The organism is Streptomyces venezuelae ATCC 10712 (assembly GCF_008639165.1).
Classification (GTDB): domain Bacteria; phylum Actinomycetota; class Actinomycetes; order Streptomycetales; family Streptomycetaceae; genus Streptomyces; species Streptomyces venezuelae.
The window spans coordinates 1734503-1755786 of sequence record NZ_CP029197.1; the positions used below are offsets into that span (position 1 = coordinate 1734503).

The following is a 21284-nucleotide window of genomic DNA, read 5'->3' on the forward strand; positions in this document are numbered from 1 at the left end:
GGGAGTCGGCGCTTCCCACGAACGCGAACCCCCTCCCTTCGGCCCTTCCGTCAGGGCTTGCGCAGCACCCGGCCGAGCATCTCGCGCGCGTACACCTCGTCGTACGGCTCGTCCGTGAGCAGGGACTGCAGGCAGATGCCGTCCATGAGGGCGACCAGGGCGCGGGCGGTGACGGGGTCCGTGTGCGGGGAGAGGGCGGCGACGACGGTCTCGGCCCACTCGACGGCGACGGGCCGGAGCGCGGGGCGGCGCAGCGCGGCGAGGTAGAGCTCGTACTCCAGCTCCACGCGGGCGCGTTCGCCGCCCAGCCACTCCCCCAGGAGCCGGGCGAGCGCGGCCGCGAGGTCGGTGCCGGGCGCGGTGAGGGCGGAGTTCTCGCGCAGCAGTCGGTCGAAGCCCTCGTTGGCCTTGCGGAGCGCGGCGACGAGGAGTTCGTCGAGGGAGGCGAAGTGGTACGTGGTGGAGCCCAGCGGCACGTCCGCCTCGGCGGCGACCGTGCGGTGGCTGAGTCCGGCGATCCCGGACCGGGCGGCGACCCGGAGGGCCGCGTCGACGATCCGTTCCCGCCGTGCGGGGTCGTGGCGGCGCGGGCGGGGCATCAGTGGGCGCCCCCGAGGTTGAGGACGGCGACCCCGGCGACGATGAGGACGATCCCGGCGACCTTGGCGAGGCTGAGGGTCTCGCCGAGGAAGAGGATGCCGATGGCGGCGACGGCGGCGGTGCCGACCCCGGACCAGATGGCGTACGCGGTGCCGACCTGGAGGGTCTTGAGGGCCTGCGCGAGGAGCGCGAAGGCGATCACATAGCCGGCGCCGGTGATGATCGAGGGCCAGAGCTTGCTGAAGCCCTCGCTGTACTTCATGGAGGTGGTGGCGAGTATCTCCGCCGCTATCGCGCCCGCGAGCAGTCCGTAACCCATGTGTACAAGCGTACTCATGATGCGTACGACCGTACACAACGGCGACCGATACGGTGTCCCGCATGACGATTCCCCCAGGGCCGCCGCCCTACGGCTACGGCTATCCGCCGCCGCCCCCGCCGCCGCCGAAGCCCGGTGTGATACCCCTGGCGCCGCTCACCTTCAGCGTGATCCTGACCGGCGCCTTCACGGCCTTCGGCCGCTACTGGAAGCAGCTCCTTGGCGTCGCCGGGGCGGCCTACCTCGGCGCCCTGCTGGTCGTCGGCGCGGCGATCGGCATCGGGTACGCGGCCGTGGGCGATCTCCTCCCCGCCGTGTTCGACCTGCCCGCGGGGCAGGAACCGCGGTGGGACGACGTCCGGCCGCTGATCGTCGCGTTCGTCTGCGTCTGGCTCGTCGGCATGATCGCGATGGTCTGCGCCAATGCCGTGGTGGCGGCGGCCTGTCCGGCCGTGATCCAGGAGGCGGTCCTCGGCCGGCCCACGACCTTCGGCGTGATCTGGCGCCGGTCCTGGTCCCGGATGCCGGCCGTGCTCGGCACCGTCTTCCTGACGAGCGCGGCGCTGCTGATCCCGATGTTCCTCTTCCTCGGCGCCTTCACCGCGATGGTGATCGCGTTCGTCGCCGACTACGCCGACGGGGCCGACGGTGCGGGCTCCGGGGTCTCGTTCGCCCTGCCCGTCGTCCTGTTCCTGGTCGCCCTCGTGGCCCTGCCGTTCGGCGTCTGGATCTGGGTGAAGTTCAGCCTGGCCCCGGCGGCGGCCGTGATGGAGGGCCAGGGCCCGGTCGCCTCGATGCGCCGCTCCTCGCACCTGGTCCACGGCTACTGGTGGCGCCTGTTCGGCTGCCTGCTCGCCGCCTCGGTCATGGCCTCGGTCGTCGGCATGCTGATCCAGCAGGTCCTCTCCGCGCTGGCGTCGACCCCGCTGGCGGCCGCCGACTTCTCCGGCGAGGACTCGGCCGCGGTGGTGGCGTCCCTGATCGCGGTCCTCGCGTTCCTCACCCTCGGCCAGCTGATCAGCCAGGCGGTCGTCTCCGTCTTCCCGCCCCTGGTCACCGCGCTCCTCTACGTGGACCAGCGCATCCGCCGCGAAAACCTGGCCCCCGACCTGGCCCGCGCGGCGGGCCTGGGCTAGCGGCCGACTGTCCGGGCCCGATCCGAGAGGCAGGCCCCGGCCGCCGACGACGCGAAACGGCCGTGCCCGGAAGGGCACGGCCGTTCACACGAGACGCGTGGGTCGATCAGACGTTGAAGCCGAGCGCGCGGAGCTGCTCGCGGCCGTCGTCGGTGATCTTGTCGGGGCCCCACGGGGGCATCCAGACCCAGTTGATCTTCAGGTCGTTGACGATGCCGTCCGTCGCGGACCTCGCCTGGTCCTCGATCACATCGGTCAGCGGGCAGGCCGCCGACGTCAGGGTCATGTCCAGCGTCGCGACGTTCGAGTCGTCGATGTGGATGCCGTAGATCAGGCCCAGGTTGACGACGTCGATGCCCAGCTCGGGGTCGACGACGTCGTACAGCGCCTCGCGGACTTCTTCCTCGGAGGCCGGCTTCATCGTGGCCTCGGCGTTCTCGGTCATGCCGACTTCCTCACAGACTTTTCTGAGTCCCCCAGCGCCTGGGCGGTCGCGTCCTTCCACGCCATCCAGCTGAGCAGCGCGCACTTCACACGGGCCGGGTACTTGGAGACTCCGGCGAACGCGACCGCGTCCTCCAGGACCTCCTCCATCGCCTCGTCCGGCTCGATCTGGCCCTTGGACTGCATCAGCTCCAGGAAGGTGCCCTGGATCTTCTGCGCCTCGGCCAGCTCCTTGCCGACGAGCAGCTCGTTGAGGACGGACGCCGAGGCCTGGCTGATGGAACAGCCCTGGCCCTCGTACGACACGTCCGCGATCCGCGAGCCGTCGTACTTCACGCGGAGCGTGATCTCGTCGCCGCACGTCGGGTTGACGTGGTGCACCTCGGCGTCGCCGTCCCGGAGACCGCGCCCGTGCGGGTGCTTGTAGTGGTCCAGGATGACGTCCTGGTACATCGAATCCAGCTTCACGACCAACCCCTACCCGAAGAAGTTCCGTACGTGCTCGAGACCCGCGACCAGGGCGTCGACCTCGGCCGGGGTGGAGTACAGATAGAACGACGCCCGCGTGGTCGCAGGAATTCCGTACCGCAGGCAGACCGGTCGCGCGCAGTGGTGCCCGACCCGGACCGCGATGCCCTCCTCGTCGAGCACCTGGCCCACGTCGTGCGGGTGGATGTCGCCGAGCGTGAAGGAGATCGCCGCGCCGCGGTCCTCGGCCGTGGTGGGGCCGATGATCCGCAGGTCCGGGACCTCCTGGAGGCGCCGGACGGCGTACTCGGTGATCGCGTGCTCGTGGCGCGCGATGTTCTCCATGCCGATCGCCGAGAGGTAGTCCACGGCCGCGCCGAGGCCGACGGCCTGCGCGATCGGGGGCGTACCCGCCTCGAACTTGTGCGGGGCCGGCGCGTACGTCGAGGAGTGCATCGAGACGGTCTCGATCATCTCGCCGCCGCCGAGGAACGGCGGCAGGTCCTCCAGGAGCTCCTGCCGTCCCCACAGCACGCCGATGCCCGTCGGGCCGCACATCTTGTGGCCGGTGAAGGCCACGAAGTCGGCCTGGAGCGCCTGCACGTCCAGGACCATGTGCGGGGCCGCCTGGGAGGCGTCGATGCAGACGAGCGCACCGACCTCCTGGGCGCGGCGGATGATCGTCTCGACCGGGTTGACCGTGCCCAGCAGGTTCGAGACCAGCGTGAACGAGACGATCTTGGTCTTCTCGGTGATGACCTCTTCGATGTTCGAGAGGTCGAGACGGCCGTCGTCGGTGAGGCCGAACCACTTCAGCTTCGCGCCCGTGCGCTGCGAGAGCAGCTGCCACGGCACGATGTTGGAGTGGTGCTCCATCTCCGTGATGGCGATCTCGGTCTCGTGGTCCACGCGGTAGGGCTCTTCGGCCCAGCCCAGCATGTTGGCCACCAGGTTGAGCGACTCCGAGGCGTTCTTGGTGAAGATCACCTCGTCGCGGCTCGGGGCGTTGATGAAGGCCGCGACCTTGTCACGGGCGCCTTCGTACAGCGCCGTCGCCTCCTCGGCGACCGTGTAGACGCCGCGGTGGACGTTGGCGTTGTGGCGCTCGTAGTACGTGTTGAGCGCGTCGAGGACCTGCCGCGGCTTCTGCGAGGTCGCCGCGGAGTCGAGGTACACGATCTTCTTGCCGTCGTGGACCACGCGATCCAGGAGCGGGAAGTCCTTGCGGATCGCCTCGGTGTCGAGGAGGCCGGAGAGCCCCTGATGGGCAGAAGTCACGCGGACGCGCCACCCTTCACGTACTTGTCGTAGCCCTCGTTCTCCAGGACGTCGGCGAGCTCGGCGCCACCGGACTCGGCGATGCGGCCGTTCGCGAAGACGTGCACGAAGTCGGGCTTGATGTAGCGGAGGATCCGCGTGTAGTGCGTGATCAGCAGGGTGCCGACCTCGCCGGTCTCGCGGACGCGGTTGACGCCCTCGGAGACGACGCGCAGGGCGTCGACGTCGAGGCCGGAGTCGGTCTCGTCGAGGATCGCGATCTTCGGCTTGAGGAGCTCCAGCTGGAGGATCTCGTGGCGCTTCTTCTCACCGCCGGAGAAGCCCTCGTTGACGTTGCGCTCGGCGAAGGCCGGGTCCATCTGGAGCTGCTCCATCGCGGACTTGACCTCCTTCACCCAGGTGCGCAGCTTGGGCGCCTCGCCGCGGACGGCGGTGGCGGAGGTGCGCAGGAAGTTGGAGACCGAGACGCCGGGGACCTCGACCGGGTACTGCATGGCGAGGAAGACGCCGGCGCGGGCGCGCTCGTCGACCGACATCTCCAGGACGTCCTCACCGTCGAGCGTGACGGTGCCGCCGGTGATCGTGTACTTCGGGTGACCGGCGAGGGAGTAGGCCAGGGTCGACTTGCCGGAGCCGTTGGGGCCCATGACGGCGTGGGTCTCGCCCTGCTTGATGGTCAGGTCGACGCCCTTGAGGATCTCGCGGGGGCCGTTCTCCGCCTCGACGGAGACGTGCAGGTCGTGGATTTCAAGCGTTGCCATGGGTGACTCAGGACTCCTGGGTGACGGAGACGAGCACATCGTCCCCTTCGATCTTTACGGGGTATACGGGGACGGGACGCGTCGCGGGAAGGCCGGAGGGCTTGCCGGTGCGCAGGTCGAAGCTGGAGCCGTGCAGCCAGCACTCGATGGCGCAGTCCTCGACCTCGCCCTCCGAGAGGGAGACGTTCGCGTGCGAGCAGATGTCGTTGATCGCGAACACCTCGCCCTCGGTGCGCACGACCGACACCGGCGTGCCGTCGACCTCGACCCGCTTCGGGGTGTCGGCCTCCAGCTCGCTCAGCGTGCAGACTCGGACGAAGGCCATCAGACGGAGGCCTCCAGCTCGGCCTCGATCTTGGCGATGAGGCGCTCCTCGACGTCCGGCAGACCGATCTGCTGGACGAGTTCCGCGAAGAAGCCGCGGACGACGAGGCGACGGGCCTCGGCCTGCGGGATGCCGCGGGACATCAGGTAGAAGAGCTGCTCGTCGTCGAACCGGCCGGTGGCCGAGGCGTGACCGGCGCCGGCGATCTCGCCGGTCTCGATCTCCAGGTTCGGTACGGAGTCGACCCGGGCGCCGTCCGTGAGGACCAGGTTCCGGTTGAGCTCGTACGTGTCGGTGCCCTCGGCGGCGGCCTGGATGAGCACGTCGCCGATCCAGACGGCGTGCGCGTCCTGGCCCTGCAGCGCGCCCTTGTAGGCCACGTTGGACTTGCAGTGCGGGGTGTTGTGGTCGACCAGGAGGCGGTGCTCCTGGTGCTGGCCCGCGTCGGTGAAGTACAGGCCGAAGAGCTCGGCCTCGCCGCCCGGCGCCGCGTAGGAGACGCGCGGGTGGATGCGGACGACGTCGCCGCCGAAGGTGACGACGACCGACTTGAAGGAGGCGTCGCGGCCGACCAGCGCGTTGTGCTGGGCGACGTGGACGGCCTTCTCGTCCCAGTCCTGGACGGAGACGACGGTCAGCTTGGCGCCGTCGCCGAGGACGTAGTCGACGTTGGCGGCGAGCACCGCGTCACCGGTGTGGTCGATGACCACGACGGCCTCGGCGAAGGCGCCGAGCTCGATGACCTGGTGGCCGAAGGCGACGCCGCCCTCACCGTGCACGGTGACGCGGATCGGCTCGGTGAGCACGGCCTCCTTGGCGACGGTGACGACCGAGGCCTTCTCGAAGGAGGAGTACGCCTGGGCCGCGACGCGGTCGACGGGCGTACCGGCCTTGCCGAGCCGCTCGTCGTCGCGGCCGACGGTCTCCACGGTGACGCCCTCGGGGGCCTCGATCTCGACCTTGACGCCCTCGCCGGAGGCGACGGCGGTTCCGTCGTGCAGGCCACGGAGGCGCGCGAGCGGGGTGAACCGCCACTCCTCCTCGCGGCCGTGCGGGACGGGGAAGTCCGCGACGTCGAAGGACGGGGGCGCGCTCATGCGCGTGGCGACGGTGGACTCGGCGGCCACCGCGATCGAGCCCGCGGTGGTCGAGCCCGCGGGGATGTTCTGAGCCTCAGCCATGGCTGTTGGGGTGCTCTCTTCCTGCGTACGTGTAAGTCGGTCGCTGCTGGTGCGGGGGCTGTTAGCCGACCGCGCCTTCCATCTGCAGCTCGATCAGCCGGTTGAGCTCCAGGGCGTACTCCATCGGGAGTTCCTTGGCGATGGGCTCGACGAAGCCGCGGACGATCATCGCCATGGCCTCGAACTCGGTGAGGCCGCGGCTCATCAGGTAGAAGAGCTGGTCCTCGGAGACCTTGGAGACGGTGGCCTCGTGACCCATGGAGACGTCGTCCTCGCGGACGTCGACGTACGGGTACGTGTCCGAGCGGGAGATGGTGTCGACGAGCAGCGCGTCGCAGAGCACGTTCGACTTGGAGCCCGGGGCACCCTCGCCGATCTCGATGAGACCGCGGTAGGAGGTGCGGCCGCCGCCTCGCGCCACCGACTTGGAGACGATGTTGGAGGAGGTGTTCGGGGCCATGTGGACCATCTTGGCGCCGGCGTCCTGGTGCTGGCCCTCGCCCGCGAAGGCGATGGAGAGGGTCTCGCCCTTGGCGTGCTCGCCCATCAGGTAGACGGCCGGGTACTTCATGGTGACCTTGGAGCCGATGTTGCCGTCGACCCACTCCATGGTGGCGCCCTCGTAGGCGACGGCGCGCTTGGTCACCAGGTTGTAGACGTTGTTCGACCAGTTCTGGATGGTCGTGTAGCGGCAGCGGCCGCCCTTCTTCACGATGATCTCGACCACGGCGCTGTGCAGCGAGTCCGAGGAGTAGATCGGGGCGGTGCAGCCCTCGACGTAGTGGACGTAGGCGTCCTCGTCGACGATGATCAGCGTCCGCTCGAACTGGCCCATGTTCTCCGTGTTGATGCGGAAGTAGGCCTGGAGCGGGATCTCGACGTGCACGCCCTTCGGCACGTAGATGAACGATCCGCCGGACCAGACGGCGGTGTTCAGGGAGGCGAACTTGTTGTCGCCGACCGGGATGACGGTGCCGAAGTACTCCTTGAAGAGTTCCTCGTGCTCCTTCAGCGCGGTGTCGGTGTCGACGAAGATGACGCCCTGCTCCTCCAGGTCCTCACGGATCTGGTGGTAGACGACCTCGGACTCGTACTGGGCGGCGACACCGGCGACGAGGCGCTGCTTCTCCGCCTCGGGGATGCCGAGCTTGTCGTACGTGTTCTTGATGTCCTCCGGCAGGTCCTCCCAGGACTCGGCCTGCTTCTCGGTGGACCGCACGAAGTACTTGATGTTGTCGAAGTCGATGCCGGAGAGGTCGGAGCCCCAGGTCGGCATGGGCTTCTTGTCGAAGAGCCGCAGACCCTTGAGACGCAGCTTCAGCATCCACTCGGGCTCGTTCTTCTTCGAGGAGATGTCGCGGACGACGTCCTCGTTCAGACCGCGCTTGGCGGTGGCACCGGCGGCGTCGGAGTCGGCCCAGCCGTACTCGTACCGACCCAGGCCCTCGAGCTCGGGGTGGCTGATCTCGGTGGTCATGCGGGGTTCCTCCCGGCCGTGCTTGCGGATGCTGATTCGGTGGTCTGTGGTGCGCCGTGCGGGATGAACGTGGTGCAGACGCCGTCACCATGCGCGATGGTGGCGAGACGCTGGACGTGCGTTCCCAGGAGGCGGGAGAAGAACTCCGTCTCCGCCTCGCACAGCTGTGGGTACTGCTCGGCGACGTGGGCGACCGGGCAGTGGTGCTGGCAGAGCTGCTCGCCGACCGGCGCGTTCCGCGCAGTGGCAGCGTACCCGTCCGCCGTGAGGGCCTTGGCCAGCGCCTCGGTCCGCCGGTCGGGCTCGGCCGACTCGACCGCCTCGCGGTACGCCCCGGCCTGGGCCTCGATCCGGTCGCGGGCGAAGGCGGCGACGGCCGCTTCCCCTCCGGCGTTCCGCTCGATCCAGCGGAGTGCCTCGACGGCCAGCGAGTCGTACGACTGGTCGAAGGCGTCCCGGCCGCAGTCGGTGAGCGCGAAGACCTTGGCGGGGCGGCCGCGGGCGCGGGCGCCGTAGACGCGCTGCTCACGGGCCTCGACGACGTTCTCTGCGACGAGCGCGTCGAGGTGGCGGCGGACGGCGGCCTGGGTGAGGCTGAGCCGCCCGGCGAGGTCGGCGACGGTCGACGGCCCGTGGTCCAGGATCGACCGCGCGACCCGGTTGCGCGTCGAACGCTCTCGGGTCGCGAGTTCCTCCACCGGAGCCGCGCCAACGTTTTTCACAACGCCATTGTTGCGTAATTAATCTCGGCCTGACAAGCGCCGCCGGGAGCGGCGACGGTGCCGTGCATCACTCAGGTAAGGCTTACCTGACCTGCGGAAACGATCATTCGTAGGACGAATCAGCGGCTCGCTCGCAGGCCCCTTCCGGCCGCCCCGCGAGCCCGTACGCGCAGGCCACAGGGGCTCCGGCGACCCCGATGACACCCGGCGCGGCGATGCGGGGATTGCCTGGAAGGCCCCATTCCGGCCACCTGGGACCCGCGCCCGAGAGGGCTTCTCCCGCTCTCTAGACTTCCCGGCATGCGAAACGAGTCCGTCGGATCCGCCGTCCAGGTCCGTGGCCTGGTCAAGCGGTACGGCAACAAAACCGCCGTCGACGGCCTCGACCTCGACGTGCGGTCCGGCACCGTCACCGCCGTCCTCGGCCCCAACGGGGCCGGCAAGACCACCACGATCGAGACCTGCGAGGGCTACCGGCGGCCCGACGCCGGCACCGTGCGCGTCCTCGGCCTCGACCCGGTCGCGGACGCGGCCGCGCTGCGCCCCCGGATCGGCGTGATGCTCCAGTCCGGCGGCGTCTACTCCGGCGCCCGCGCCGACGAGATGCTCCGCCACATGGCGAAGCTCCACGCCCACCCGCTGGACGTCGACGCGCTGATCGAGCGGCTCGGGCTCGGCTCCTGCGGCCGCACCACCTACCGGCGCCTCTCCGGCGGCCAGCAGCAGCGCCTCGCGCTCGCCATGGCCGTCGTCGGCCGCCCCGAGCTGGTCTTCCTCGACGAGCCCACCGCCGGACTCGACCCGCAGGCCCGCCGCGCCACCTGGGACCTCGTGCGCGAGCTGCGCGCCGACGGGGTGACCACCGTCCTCACCACGCACTTCATGCAGGAGGCGGAGGAGCTCGCCGACGACGTCGCGATCGTCGACGCCGGCCGGGTCGCCGCCCAGGGCAGCCCCGAGGAACTGTGCCGGGGCGGCGCCGAGAACACCCTGCGCTTCACCGGACGCCCCGGCCTCGACCTGGGCTCGCTGCTCAAGGCGCTCCCGGACGGCACGGCCGCGGCGGAGCCGCTCCCGGGCACCTACCGGATCACCGGCACGGTCGACCCGCAGCTGCTCGCCACGGTGACCACCTGGTGCGCCCAGCACGGCGTCATGCCCGACGGCATCTCCGTCGAGCGCCACACCCTGGAAGACGTCTTCCTGGAGCTGACCGGCAAGGAGCTGAGGTCGTGAGCACCGGTACGTACGCCCCGAAGCCGGGCGCCGCCCCGGTCGGCCGGATGATCGCGGCGCAGGCGGCCCTGGAGACCCGGATGCTGCTGCGCAACGGCGAGCAGCTGCTGCTCACCGTGATCATCCCCTCGCTGCTCCTGGTGCTCTTCTCCACCGTCGACATCGTCACCGTGCCGGTGTCGACGACGGGCGGGAGCGGCAAGGCCGTGGACTTCCTCGCGCCGGGCGTCCTCGCCCTCGCCGTCCTGTCGACCGCCTTCACCGGCCAGGCCATCGCGACCGGATTCGAGCGGCGGTACGGGGTGCTCAAGCGCCTCGGCGCCTCCCCGCTCCCCCGCTGGGCGCTGATGACCGCGAAGACGCTCGCCGTCCTGGTCACCGAGGTGCTCCAGATCGCGCTCCTGACGGCGATCGCCCTGGGTCTCGGCTGGTCCCCGCAGGGCGACCCCGGCTCCGTGCTGCTGCTGCTCGTGCTCGGCACGGCCGCGTTCTCCGGCCTCGGGCTGCTGATGGCCGGCACCCTGCGGGCGGAGGCCACGCTGGCCGCCGCCAACCTGGTCTTCCTGCTGCTGCTGGTGGGCGGCGGGGTCATCGTCCCGCTGGAGAAGTTCCCGGACGCGGCGCGCTCGGTCCTGGAGCTGCTGCCGATCTCCGCGCTCTCGGACGGCCTGCGGGCGGTCCTCCAGGACGGCGCCGCGCTCCCGTGGGGCGACGCGCTGACGCTGGCGGTCTGGGCCGTCCTCGGTCTCGGCGCGGCGGCGAAGTTCTTCCGCTGGGAGTAGCGGACGGGTCCCAGAGGGTGACGTTTCCCGACAAGGCACCCCTCGTGAAAGCGTGCACAAGCCCCGGCCTACGATAGGGCCCGTGCTGACCCCCCTCGCCCTCATCGCCCGGCGCTGGACCCCGTCCCCGCGGACGCTCCGGCGCGCCGCGCTCTCCGCCGTCGTGATGAGCGTCCTCATCATCGTCACCGGTGGCGCGGTCCGGCTGACCGGTTCCGGTCTCGGCTGCGACACCTGGCCGAAGTGCACCGACGACAGCCTGATCGTGACGCCCGAGCAGGGCTACCGCGGCGTGATCGAGTTCGGCAACCGGATGCTGACCTACGTCCTGTCGGCCGCGGTCGGCTGGGCGATCATCGCCGCCCGGTCCACCAAGCCGTGGCGGCGCGGCCTCACCCGGCTCGGCTGGGCGCAGTTCTGGATCGTGATGAGCAACGCCGTCATCGGCGGCATCACGGTCTGGATGGGCCTCAACCCGTGGACGGTCGCCGGTCACTTCCTCGCCGCGAACTCCCTGCTCACGGTCGCCGTCATCACCTGGCACCGGACCGGCGAGGGCGACACCGCCCCCCGCCCGCGGGTACCGCGCCCGGTCCGCAAGCTGTCCTGGGCGATCACCATCACCTCGGGGCTGTTGATCGTGCTCGGCACCACGGTGACCGGCGCCGGCAAGCACGCCGGTGACAGCAGCGACGTCCCGCGCATGCCGTGGGACTGGACGAACGCCGCGCACGTCCACGCCATCGCGGCCTGGGTGGTCTGCGCCCTCGCGCTCGCGATGTGGCTGGTCCTGCGCGTGGTGGACGCCCCGCTCGACACCCGGGCCCGCGCCCGCGACCTGCTGGTCGTGCTGCTCGCCCAGGGCGCGATCGGCTACGTCCAGTACTTCACCGGCGTCCCGGAGCTCCTCGTCGCCCTGCACATGCTGGGCTCCTCCCTGATGTGGATCGCGGTCCTGCGCCTGGCCCTGAGCCTGCGCGAGCGTCCGCTCCCGACCGCCGGGATCCCGGCCCAGGCCGACGCGGAACTGGCGAAGGCCTGACCCTCGCGCACCGACCCGACGGGTCTACCGGCTCCCCGCGAGCCGGTAGACCCGTCGCGCGTTTCCCGCCGCGATCATCGTGGCGACGCGCTGGGCGTCCGTACGGGACCAGGCGCCGTCCATGACCCACTCGCCGAGCACCCGGGCGAGGGCGGTGCGGAAGACGCTCGCGGCGACCACGTGGAGCTCGGGCAGCCCGTGGGCTCCGCTGGAGAAGAGCAGCTTCCCGAAGGGGGCCCGCTCCAGGACCTCCGCCAGGACGGCCGCCGCCCGCGCCCCGGTGTGCGCGAGGACCGGACCGAGGTCCGCGTACACGTGCGGGTGCACCCCGGTCAGCTGCGCGGCGGTCCGGTGGTACGGGTAGGAGTGCAGCAGCACCAGGTCGGCGCCGAGCCCCGCGGTGGCGGCGGCGAAGCCGGCCGTCACGGCCGGGTCCCGGTCGCCGGTGTGCAGCTGGAGGGGGCGCCCCGCGGTGACCGCGATCCAGAGCAGATGGCGCAGCAGGACGGGGTCGGTGAGCCGGCCGCCGGCCGGGCGCCGGGCCAGCCAGCGCCCCGCCGCGCCGCGCACCTCCCCGGGTCCCGGCGGTTCGGGCGTGCACCCGAGCCCTCGGCCTACGCCCGCCGCGGAGGCGAAGGCGACGGCGTGGGCGGCGGCCCCGTGGACGGCCTCGGCGAGGTTGGCGAGGAAGGCCTCGACGGTCCCCGAGGTGTCGGCGACCTGCTCGGCGAGTGGTTCGAGGCGGACGATCTCGTGGGCCTCGGCCGCTCCGGCGGCGCCGAGCTCTGCGGGTCCCGTGAGGTCGCCGGGGAGCCCGGTGTCCACGAGGTACGTGGCGATCCCGGAGGCCCGCAGGAGGCGCCGGCCCGCCTCGGCGGCGCCGAGCTCGCGGCGGCGTGCGAGGTACCGGGCGGGCGGGCAGTGGGGTTCCAGGCCGAGGAGCGGCGGACACCAGCGGCGGAGGGCGAAGCCGGTCTGGGTGTCGAAGAAGGTGGTGCCCGCGGCGGGCAGCGCGGAGCTCCCGCCGAGCTGGGCGCCGAGGTGGGCCTCGAAGGTGCCGAGGCCGAGTTCCGTGCGGAGCACCCCGTGGCAGTACTGGTCCACCAGGTTCGGCGTGTCGATCATCTCGGGGGGCTCCCTGTGTGGACGTGTCGCGTCTCCACACGTCCTAACGGGTGAGCCCCGCGCGAGGTTGTTGCCTCAGCTGTTGGAGGGGCCGCCGATCTGGATACCGGCCATCCGGGTCCACTCGTACGGGCCGGTGGTCACCTTGGCGGCGAACTCGCCGTCGAACTCCTCGTGGAGCGTGAGGCCGGCCTTCTCGGCGGCCTGCTTCGCCACCTCGTAGCTGGGCGCGACGAGGTCGCCCCAGCCGCCGTCGGTGCCGACGAGGACGATCCGGGTGCCCGCCTGGCCGATGTGCGCGAGGTGTCCCTCGGAGCCGCCGTGCTGCTCGGAGAAGGCCTTGATCTCCTTGGCGAGGCGGGCCGCCTTGCGCTCTTCCTGCTTCGTTTCTGCCATGAAAGGGATGCTACCGAGCGGTAGATCCACTGGCGACGGCCGGGTCACGTGGCCTATCCCACGTGACCCGGCCGTCGGACGGGCTGATCATCTGAGCGCGACCGCCCGGATGGCGGAGCTAGCGGAGGAACGGGTCCACCGCGACCGCCACGAAGAGCAGCGAGACATAGGTGATGGACCAGTGGAAGAGGCGCATCTCCTTGAGCTTCGCGCCGGTCGCGCCGTTCTTCGCGCGGTGGAGCAGCGCGTGCGCCTCCCAGAGCCACCAGCCGCCGGTCAGCAGCGCCACGGCCAGGTAGAACCAGCCGGTGTAGCCGAGCGGGGTCAGCAGCAGCGAGACGGCGACCATCACCCAGCTGTAGGCGACGATCTGCTTGGCGACGACCTTGTTGGAGGCGAGCACCGGGAGCATCGGCACGCCCGCGCGCGCGTAGTCGTCCTTGACCTTCATCGACAGCGGCCAGTAGTGCGGCGGCGTCCAGAAGAAGATGACGAGGAAGAGGATGACGGCGGCCCAGGACATCGAGTCGGTGACGGCGGACCAGCCGATGAGCACCGGCAGACAGCCGGCGATGCCGCCCCAGACGATGTTCTGCGCGGTGCGGCGCTTCAGGATCATCGTGTAGATCACGACGTAGAAGAGGAGCGCGCCGAGCGAGAGGGCTGCGGAGAGCCAGTTGACCAGCAGGCCGAACCAGAGCGTGGAGACCACGGCGAGGGTGAGGCCGAAGACCAGGCCCTCGCGCGGCGTCAGCACGCCGGTGACCAGCGGACGCTGCGAGGTGCGGTCCATCAGCGCGTCGATGTCGCGGTCGATGTACATGTTCAGCGCGTTGGCGCCGCCCGCCGACAGATAGCCGCCGAAGCACGTGGCGAGTACCAGCCACAGGTCGGGCACGCCCTGCTCGGCGAGGAACATCACCGGAACGGTGGTGATGAGCAGCAGTTCGATGATCCGCGGCTTGGTCAGCGCCACATATGCCTTGACGCGGGCCCCGAACGGCCGATGGCCCCCCGGGCTGGGAGTCAAGACGACCCCTGCGGGTCGGGACTCGACGGCCGTCACGCACACCCCTGACAGAGAAATTCCCAGCAAGCTCCCCTGTGGAAGACGGGGTGGAGCTTGCGCGTACCACGCCACTGTAGACGTTGCCCAGACGCCGATCTTCGCGGGGGTGGGGTCGTGTTGAGGGGGTGTGTCCCAAGGCGTGGACACGCTTCGGGAGGCGAACTCACACGGGCGGCGGCAGTCTTGCTGTGTCCGCTCATTTGAGGGGCATGAACACGAAAAGAGGGACGTTCCGGCGGGGGTAGGCTCGACAACGCCGGTACACCCTCAGTCACCGGCTTCAGACATGTGGAGAGGAGCCCTGACCCGGGTGAGCACTAAGCCGACCACCACAGACCTCGAGTGGACCGAGTTGGACCAGCGGGCTGTCGACACCGCCCGCATCCTGGCCGCGGACGCCGTACAGAAGGTCGGCAACGGCCATCCCGGTACGGCCATGAGCCTGGCGCCCGCCGCGTACACCCTCTTCCAGAAGGTGATGCGACACGACCCGGCCGACCCCGAGTGGGTCGGGCGCGACAGGTTCGTCCTCTCCGCGGGACACTCGTCCCTGACCCTCTACACCCAGCTGTACCTGGGTGGCTTCGGGCTCGAGCTGGACGACCTGAAGGCCTTCCGCACCTGGGGTTCGAAGACCCCCGGGCACCCGGAGTACGGTCACACCGCCGCGGTCGAGACCACCACGGGCCCGCTGGGCCAGGGTGTCGCCAACGCCGTGGGCATGGCGATGGCCGCCCGCTTCGAGCGCGGTCTGTTCGACCCGGAGGCCGCCGCCGGCACCTCCCCGTTCGACCACCGGATCTACGCGATCGCCGGCGACGGCTGCCTGCAGGAGGGCATCTCCGCGGAGGCGTCCTCGCTCGCCGGCCACCAGAAGCTCGGCAACCTGATCCTGCTGTGGGACGACAACCACATCTCGATCGAGGGCGACACCGAGACCGCCGTGTCCGAGGACACGATGAAGCGGTACGAGGCGTACGGCTGGCACGTCCAGCGCGTCGAGCCGCAGGCCAACGGCGACCTGGACCCGGCCGCGCTGTACGCGGCGATCAAGGCCGCCGAGGCCGAGACGGAGCGTCCGTCGTTCATCGCGATGCGCTCGATCATCGCCTGGCCCGCGCCGAACGCGCAGAACACCGAGGCCGCGCACGGCTCGGCGCTCGGCGACGAGGAGATCGCGGCCACCAAGCGCGTCCTCGGCTTCGACCCGGAGAAGACCTTCGAGGTCACCGACGAGGTCATCGCGCACACCCGCGCGCTCGGCGACCGCGGCCGTGAGGCCCGCGCCGCCTGGGAGAAGTCGCTCGCCGAGTGGCGTACGGCCAACCCGGAGCGCGCCGCCGAGTTCGACCGCATCCAGGCGAACGAGCTGCCGGCCGGCTGGGCCGAGAAGCTGCCGGTCTTCGAGCCGGGCAAGGGCGTCGCCACCCGCGCCGCCTCGGGCCAGGTCCTCAAGGCGCTCGGCGCGGTCATCCCGGAGCTGTGGGGCGGCTCGGCCGACCTCGCCGGCTCCAACAACACGACGATCGACAAGGACTCGTCGTTCCTGCCCGAGGGCAACCCGCTGCCGGAGGCCGACAAGTACGGCCGCACGATCCACTTCGGCATCCGCGAGCACTCCATGGCCGCGGAGATGAACGGCATCGCCCTCCACGGCAACACCCGCATCTACGGCGGCACCTTCCTGGTGTTCTCCGACTACATGCGCAACGCCGTGCGGCTGTCCGCGCTGATGCACCTGCCCGTCACGTACGTCTGGACCCACGACTCGATCGGTCTGGGCGAGGACGGCCCGACGCACCAGCCGGTGGAGCACCTGGCCTCGCTGCGCGCGATCCCGGGTCTCAACGTGGTCCGTCCGGCCGACGCCAACGAGACGGCCATCGCCTGGCGCGAGATCATGCAGCGCCACACGAAGGTCTTCGGCAAGGGCGCCCCGCACGGTCTGGCGCTCACCCGCCAGGGCGTGCCGACGTACGCGCCGAACGAGGACACGGTCAAGGGCGGCTACGTGCTGTTCGACGCCGAGGGCGGCGACGCCCAGGTCGTGCTGATCGGCACGGGCTCCGAGGTGCACCTGGCCGTCGAGGCCCGCGAGCAGCTCCAGGCCGCCGGCGTTCCGACCCGCGTGGTCTCGATGCCGTCCGTGGAGTGGTTCGAGGAGCAGGACCAGGAGTACAAGGACTCCGTCCTGCCGCCGTCGGTCAAGGCCCGCGTCGCGGTCGAGGCCGGCATCGGTCTCACCTGGCACCGGTACGTCGGGGACGCCGGCCGGATCGTCTCCCTGGAGCACTTCGGCGCCTCGGCGGACGCGAAGGTCCTGTTCCGCGAGTTCGGGTTCACGCCGGAGGCGATCGTCGCCGCCGCCCGGGAATCGATCGACGCCGCCGCGCGCTGACCCGCATACGTACGACTTAATGGAGATGCAATTCTCATGACAGACGCTCTCAAGCGCCTCTCCGACGAAGGCGTCGCGATCTGGCTGGACGACCTCTCGCGCAAGCGGATCACGTCCGGCAACCTGGCCGAGCTCATCGACCAGAGCCACGTGGTCGGTGTGACCACCAACCCGTCGATCTTCCAGAAGGCCATCTCGCACGGTGACGGCTACGAGCAGCAGCTCGCCGACCTCGCCGCCCGCAAGGTGACCGTCGACGAGGCGATCCGCATGATCACGACGGCGGACGTCCGGGACGCCGCCGACATCCTGCGGCCGGTCTTCGACGCGACCGACGGCCAGGACGGCCGGGTCTCCATCGAGGTCGACCCCCGGCTCGCCCACGAGACGACCGCCACCGTCGCCGAGGCCAAGCAGCTGGCCTGGCTGGTGGACCGCCCCAACACGCTGATCAAGATTCCGGCCACCAAGGCGGGTCTGCCGGCGATCACCGAGGTCATCGGTCTCGGCATCAGCGTCAACGTGACGCTGATCTTCTCGCTTGAGCGCTACCGCGCGGTCATGGACGCCTACCTGGCGGGTCTGGAGAAGGCCCGCGAGCGCGGCCTGGACCTCTCCAAGATCCACTCGGTGGCCTCCTTCTTCGTGTCCCGGGTGGACTCGGAGATCGACAAGCGCCTGGACGGCATCGGCACGGACGAGGCCAAGGCCCTCAAGGGCAAGGCCGCGCTGGCCAACGCGCGACTGGCGTACGAGGCGTTCGAGGAGGTCTTCTCCTCGGAGCGCTGGGCCGCCCTCGACAAGGCGCAGGCCAACAAGCAGCGTCCGCTGTGGGCCTCGACCGGCGTCAAGGACCCGGCGTACAAGGACACCCTGTACGTCGTGGACCTGGTCGCCCCCGGCACGGTCAACACCATGCCGGAGGCCACCCTGGAGGCCACCGCCGACCACGGCGTGGTCACCGGTGACACCGTGCGCGGCACCTACGAGCAGGCGCGTGCCGAACTGGCGGCCGTCGAGAAGCTGGGCATCAGCTACGACGAGGTCGTCCAGCTCCTGGAGGACGAGGGCGTCGAGAAGTTCGAGGCGTCCTGGAACGACCTTCTCAAGTCCACCGAGGCGGAGCTCTCGCGCCTCGCACCTTCGGAGGCGTAAGCACTTTGAGCGCAGTCCACGGAGCCAACCCGCTCCGTGACGCCGCAGACCGACGGCTCCCGCGCATCGCGGGGCCGTCGGGTCTGGTGATCTTCGGCGTCACGGGCGATTTGTCCCGGAAAAAGCTGATGCCCGCCGTCTACGACCTGGCCAACCGCGGCCTGCTGCCGCCGGGCTTCTCGCTCATCGGCTTCGCCCGCCGGGAGTGGCAGGACGAGGACTTCGCGCAGGAGGTCCACGACGCCGTCGAGCAGCACTCGCGCACCCCGTTCCGCGAGGAGGTGTGGCAGCAGCTGATCCAGGGGATGCGTTTCGTCCAGGGCGACTTCGACGACGACGACGCCTTCGAGCAGCTCAAGTCCACCATCGAGGACCTGGACAAGGCGCAGGGCACCGGCGGCAACTTCGCCTTCTACCTGTCGGTCCCGCCGAAGTTCTTCCCCAAGGTCGTCCAGCAGCTCAAGAAGCACGGCCTGGCCGACCAGAAGGACGGTTCCTGGCGCCGCGCGGTCATCGAGAAGCCCTTCGGGCACGACCTGGTCTCCGCCAAGGAGCTCAACGAGGTCGTCCACGAGGTCTTCCCGCCGAACGAGGTCTTCCGGATCGACCACTACCTCGGCAAGGAGACCGTCCAGAACATCCTGGCGCTCCGCTTCGCCAACACCCTCTTCGAGCCGATCTGGAACCGGTCGTACGTCGACCACGTGCAGATCACCATGGCCGAGGACATCGGCATCGGCGGCCGCGCCGGCTACTACGACGGCATCGGCGCCGCCCGTGACGTCATCCAGAACCACCTCCTCCAGCTGCTCGCGCTGACCGCGATGGAGGAGCCCGCCTCCTTCGACGCCGACGCGCTCGCCGCCGAGAAGACCAAGGTCCTCGGCGCGGTGAAGCTGCCCAAGGACCTGGGCAAGTCCACGGTCCGCGGCCAGTACGCGGCCGGGTGGCAGGGCGGCGCCAAGGCCGTCGGCTACCTCCAGGAAGACGGCATCGACCCCCAGTCGAAGACCGACACCTACGCGGCCATCAAGCTGGAGATCGACAACCGCCGCTGGGCGGGCGTCCCGTTCTACCTGCGCACCGGCAAGCGGCTCGGCCGCCGCGTCACCGAGATCGCGGTCGTCTTCCAGCGCGCCCCGCACTCCCCCTTCGACCACACCGCGACCGAGGAACTCGGCCGCAACGCCATCGTCATCCGGGTCCAGCCGGACGAGGGCGTGACCGTGCGGTTCGGCTCCAAGGTGCCCGGCACCCAGATGGAGATCCGGGACGTGTCGATGGACTTCGCGTACGGCGAGTCCTTCACGGAGTCCAGCCCCGAGGCGTACGAGCGGCTCATCCTCGACGTCCTGCTCGGCGACTCGAACCTCTTCCCGCGCGTCGAGGAGGTCGAGCTGTCCTGGAAGATCCTCGACCCGATCGAGCAGTTCTGGGACAAGCACGGCAAGCCCGCGCAGTACCAGTCCGGGACCTGGGGTCCGGTCGAGGCGGACGAGATGCTCGCACGAGACGGACGGAGCTGGCGCCGGCCATGAAGACCGACCTGACGGACACCACGTCCTCCAAGATCAACAAGGCGCTGGTGCTCGGGCGGCGGGCGATCGGCACGCCGGCCGTCGGCATGGTGCTCACCCTCGTCATCGTCACCGACGAGGAGAACGCCTACGACGCGCTGAAGGCCGCGAACGAGGCGTCCCGCGAGCACCCCTCGCGGACCCTCGTCGTCATCAAGCGGGTCTCGCGCTCCCCGCGGGACCGCTCCAAGGCACGGCTCGACGCCGAGGTCCGCCTCGGCGCCGACGCCAGCACCGGCGAGACGGTGGTCCTCCGGCTGTACGGCGAGGTCGGCGACCACGCCCAGTCGGTGGTCCTGCCGCTGCTCCTGCCGGACGCGCCCGTCGTCGTCTGGTGGCCGGTGAACTCGCCGACCGACCCGGCGAAGGACCCGCTGGGCGCGCTCGCCCAGCGCCGGGTGACCGACACGTACGCCGCCGAGCAGCCCATCCAGGAGCTGACCGCGCGCGCGGACGCCTACACCCCGGGCGACACGGACCTCTCGTGGACCCGGATCACCCCGTGGCGTTCGATGCTCGCCGCCGCGCTCGACCAGGTCGTGTGCGAGGTGACCTCCGCCGAGGTCGAGGGCGAGGAGTTCAACCCGAGCGTCGAACTGCTCGCCATGTGGCTGGCGGAGCGGCTGAAGGTCCCGGTGCGCCGCTCGAAGTCGGCCGGCCCCGGTCTCACCTCCGTACGGATGGAGACCAACGCCGGGCCGATCGTCCTCGACCGGCCCGACGGCTCGCTCGCGACGCTCTCCATCCAGGGGCAGCCGGACCGTGCCGTGGCGCTCAAGCGCCGCGAGACGGCCGAGCTGATCGCCGAGGAGCTGCGCCGGCTCGACCCGGACGACACCTACGCGACCGCGCTCAAGTTCGGTCTCGAGCGGCTCGACGAGGAGGCGTCCACCACCGCGCCCGAGGTCGCCGCGGAGCCCGTCACCGAGCCGGCCCCGGCCGCCAAGCCGGCCGCGAAGAAGGCCCCGGCCAAGAAGGCGGCGGCCAAGTGAGCACTCCCCAGCTGGTCGTGCACCGCGACAAGGAGCTGATGGCCGAGGCCGCGGCGGCCCGGCTGATCACGAAGATCGTGGACGCCCAGGCCGCCCGCGGCTCGGCCTCGGTGGTGCTCACCGGCGGCCGCAACGGCAACGGCCTGCTGGCCGCGCTCGGTGCGGCGCCCGCGCGGGACGCGGTCGACTGGTCGCGGCTCGACCTGTGGTGGGGCGACGAGCGCTTCCTGCCCGAGGGAGACCCCGAGCGGAACGTCACCCAGGCCAGGGAGGCGCTGCTCGACCGGGTGCCGCTCGACCCGGCCCGGGTGCACGCCATGCCGGCCTCGGACGGCCCGTACGGCTCCGACGTCGACGCGGCGGCCGCCGCGTACGCGCGGGAGCTGGCGGCCGCCGCGGGCCCCGGCGACCACGGCGGCGTGCCGACCTTCGACGTCCTGATGCTGGGCGTCGGGCCGGACACCCATGTGGCCTCGCTCTTCCCGGAGCTGCCCGCGGTCCGCGAGACCGAGCGCACGGTGGTCGGGGTGCACGGCGCGCCCAAGCCGCCGCCGGTCCGGGTCTCGCTGACCCTTCCGGCGATCCGGGCCGCCAAGGAGGTCTGGCTGCTCGCGGCCGGCGAGGACAAGGCGAAGGCGGCGGCGATCGCGCTGTCGGGCGCGGGAGAGGTGCAGGCCCCGGCGGCGGGCGCCTACGGCCGCTCGCGCACGCTGTGGCTGCTCGACGCGGCGGCGGCCTCGGAGCTGCCGCGGAGTCTGTACCCGCCGGCGTCCGCCTGACGCGACGCCAGGGAGGCCCGGT

General features: G+C 70.7%; 22 protein-coding genes. 9 read left to right on the plus strand and 13 right to left on the minus strand.

The window, feature by feature from the left end:
• Window positions 1–50: 50 nt before the first annotated feature.
• Together DEJ43_RS07660 and DEJ43_RS07665 are read right to left on the minus strand one after the other, a co-directional pair.
• The gene (locus tag DEJ43_RS07660; protein ID WP_015032752.1) at window positions 51–599 is read right to left on the minus strand and encodes a TetR/AcrR family transcriptional regulator; all 549 of its coding nucleotides are present in this window, start codon (window positions 597–599) and stop codon (window positions 51–53) included.
• Window positions 599–937 carry a DMT family transporter gene (locus DEJ43_RS07665; RefSeq protein ID WP_015032753.1) on the minus strand — a complete coding sequence of 113 codons (339 nt, stop codon included), beginning with the start codon at window positions 935–937 and terminating at the stop codon, window positions 599–601. The genes DEJ43_RS07660 and DEJ43_RS07665 overlap by 1 nt, the downstream gene beginning before the upstream one ends.
• Before the next feature lie 44 nt (window positions 938–981).
• Here DEJ43_RS07665 and DEJ43_RS07670 point away from each other — a divergent pair, with 44 nt between their 5' ends.
• Window positions 982–2055, plus strand: coding sequence for a hypothetical protein (locus DEJ43_RS07670; protein WP_015032754.1), 1074 nt, complete (start codon window positions 982–984; stop codon window positions 2053–2055).
• Between the two features lie 106 nt (window positions 2056–2161).
• Here DEJ43_RS07670 and DEJ43_RS07675 read toward each other — a convergent pair whose 3' ends face one another.
• From DEJ43_RS07675 to DEJ43_RS07710, 8 genes are all read right to left on the minus strand, one after another.
• Window positions 2162–2500 carry a metal-sulfur cluster assembly factor gene (locus DEJ43_RS07675; RefSeq protein WP_015032755.1) on the minus strand — a complete coding sequence of 113 codons (339 nt, stop codon included), beginning with the start codon at window positions 2498–2500 and terminating at the stop codon, window positions 2162–2164.
• Window positions 2497–2967 (minus strand): Fe-S cluster assembly sulfur transfer protein SufU, encoded by a 471-nt coding sequence (gene sufU / locus DEJ43_RS07680; RefSeq protein WP_015032756.1) that lies wholly within the window; start codon window positions 2965–2967, stop codon window positions 2497–2499. Before sufU ends, DEJ43_RS07675 begins: the two co-directional genes overlap by 4 nt.
• Window positions 2968–2976: 9 nt before the next feature.
• Complete coding sequence (locus tag DEJ43_RS07685; RefSeq protein ID WP_015032757.1) at window positions 2977–4245, minus strand: cysteine desulfurase; 1269 nt, start codon at window positions 4243–4245, stop codon at window positions 2977–2979.
• Window positions 4242–5006: a Fe-S cluster assembly ATPase SufC gene (gene sufC / locus DEJ43_RS07690; protein WP_015032758.1), complete on the minus strand. Its 765-nt coding sequence runs from the start codon at window positions 5004–5006 to the stop codon at window positions 4242–4244. The genes DEJ43_RS07685 and sufC overlap by 4 nt, the downstream gene beginning before the upstream one ends.
• A gap of 7 nt (window positions 5007–5013) precedes the next feature.
• A complete protein-coding gene (locus DEJ43_RS07695; RefSeq protein WP_015032759.1) occupies window positions 5014–5331 on the minus strand; it encodes a bifunctional 3-phenylpropionate/cinnamic acid dioxygenase ferredoxin subunit in 318 nt (105 codons plus the stop codon).
• Window positions 5331–6512: a Fe-S cluster assembly protein SufD gene (sufD, locus tag DEJ43_RS07700; protein ID WP_015032760.1), complete on the minus strand. Its 1182-nt coding sequence runs from the start codon at window positions 6510–6512 to the stop codon at window positions 5331–5333. Before sufD ends, DEJ43_RS07695 begins: the two co-directional genes overlap by 1 nt.
• Window positions 6513–6573: 61 nt before the next feature.
• Window positions 6574–7989 (minus strand): Fe-S cluster assembly protein SufB, encoded by a 1416-nt coding sequence (sufB, locus tag DEJ43_RS07705; protein WP_015032761.1) that lies wholly within the window; start codon window positions 7987–7989, stop codon window positions 6574–6576.
• Window positions 7986–8711 carry a helix-turn-helix transcriptional regulator gene (locus tag DEJ43_RS07710; RefSeq protein WP_015032762.1) on the minus strand — a complete coding sequence of 242 codons (726 nt, stop codon included), beginning with the start codon at window positions 8709–8711 and terminating at the stop codon, window positions 7986–7988. Before DEJ43_RS07710 ends, sufB begins: the two co-directional genes overlap by 4 nt.
• A gap of 300 nt (window positions 8712–9011) precedes the next feature.
• Between DEJ43_RS07710 and DEJ43_RS07715 the strand changes: the two genes are divergently transcribed.
• Genes DEJ43_RS07715 through DEJ43_RS07725 form a run of 3 tightly spaced genes read left to right on the plus strand, consistent with a single transcriptional unit; the run spans window position 9012 to window position 11771 of the window.
• Window positions 9012–9947, plus strand: a complete 936-nt coding sequence (locus DEJ43_RS07715) for an ABC transporter ATP-binding protein (RefSeq protein ID WP_015032763.1) — start codon at window positions 9012–9014, stop codon at window positions 9945–9947.
• A complete protein-coding gene (locus DEJ43_RS07720) occupies window positions 9944–10729 on the plus strand; it encodes an ABC transporter permease (RefSeq protein ID WP_015032764.1) in 786 nt (261 codons plus the stop codon). Before DEJ43_RS07715 ends, DEJ43_RS07720 begins: the two co-directional genes overlap by 4 nt.
• Before the next feature lie 52 nt (window positions 10730–10781).
• Window positions 10782–11771: a COX15/CtaA family protein gene (locus tag DEJ43_RS07725; protein ID WP_015032765.1), complete on the plus strand. Its 990-nt coding sequence runs from the start codon at window positions 10782–10784 to the stop codon at window positions 11769–11771.
• 24 nt (window positions 11772–11795) lie between these two features.
• On the opposite strand, the gene DEJ43_RS07730 is transcribed toward DEJ43_RS07725, so the two are convergent.
• The 3 genes from DEJ43_RS07730 to DEJ43_RS07740 form a co-directional block, all read right to left on the minus strand.
• Complete coding sequence (locus DEJ43_RS07730) at window positions 11796–12896, minus strand: amidohydrolase family protein (protein ID WP_071891218.1); 1101 nt, start codon at window positions 12894–12896, stop codon at window positions 11796–11798.
• 75 nt (window positions 12897–12971) lie between these two features.
• Window positions 12972–13292 carry a hypothetical protein gene (locus tag DEJ43_RS07735; RefSeq protein WP_015032767.1) on the minus strand — a complete coding sequence of 107 codons (321 nt, stop codon included), beginning with the start codon at window positions 13290–13292 and terminating at the stop codon, window positions 12972–12974.
• A 118-nt stretch (window positions 13293–13410) separates the two neighbouring features.
• Window positions 13411–14358 carry a heme o synthase gene (locus tag DEJ43_RS07740; RefSeq protein ID WP_015032768.1) on the minus strand — a complete coding sequence of 316 codons (948 nt, stop codon included), beginning with the start codon at window positions 14356–14358 and terminating at the stop codon, window positions 13411–13413.
• A 313-nt stretch (window positions 14359–14671) separates the two neighbouring features.
• Here DEJ43_RS07740 and tkt point away from each other — a divergent pair, with 313 nt between their 5' ends.
• From tkt to pgl, 5 genes are read left to right on the plus strand one after another with little or no spacing between them, the layout of a single operon-like run.
• A complete protein-coding gene (gene tkt / locus DEJ43_RS07745) occupies window positions 14672–16759 on the plus strand; it encodes a transketolase (RefSeq protein WP_015032769.1) in 2088 nt (695 codons plus the stop codon).
• Between the two features lie 36 nt (window positions 16760–16795).
• Complete coding sequence (tal, locus tag DEJ43_RS07750) at window positions 16796–17914, plus strand: transaldolase (protein WP_015032770.1); 1119 nt, start codon at window positions 16796–16798, stop codon at window positions 17912–17914.
• A gap of 5 nt (window positions 17915–17919) precedes the next feature.
• A complete protein-coding gene (zwf, locus tag DEJ43_RS07755; RefSeq protein WP_015032771.1) occupies window positions 17920–19452 on the plus strand; it encodes a glucose-6-phosphate dehydrogenase in 1533 nt (510 codons plus the stop codon).
• On the plus strand, window positions 19449–20483 hold the full coding sequence (gene opcA, locus DEJ43_RS07760) for a glucose-6-phosphate dehydrogenase assembly protein OpcA (protein WP_015032772.1): 1035 nt from the start codon (window positions 19449–19451) through the stop codon (window positions 20481–20483). The genes zwf and opcA overlap by 4 nt, the downstream gene beginning before the upstream one ends.
• Window positions 20480–21262, plus strand: a complete 783-nt coding sequence (pgl, locus tag DEJ43_RS07765) for a 6-phosphogluconolactonase (RefSeq protein ID WP_015032773.1) — start codon at window positions 20480–20482, stop codon at window positions 21260–21262. Before opcA ends, pgl begins: the two co-directional genes overlap by 4 nt.
• The last annotated feature ends 22 nt before the right edge of the window (window positions 21263–21284 follow it).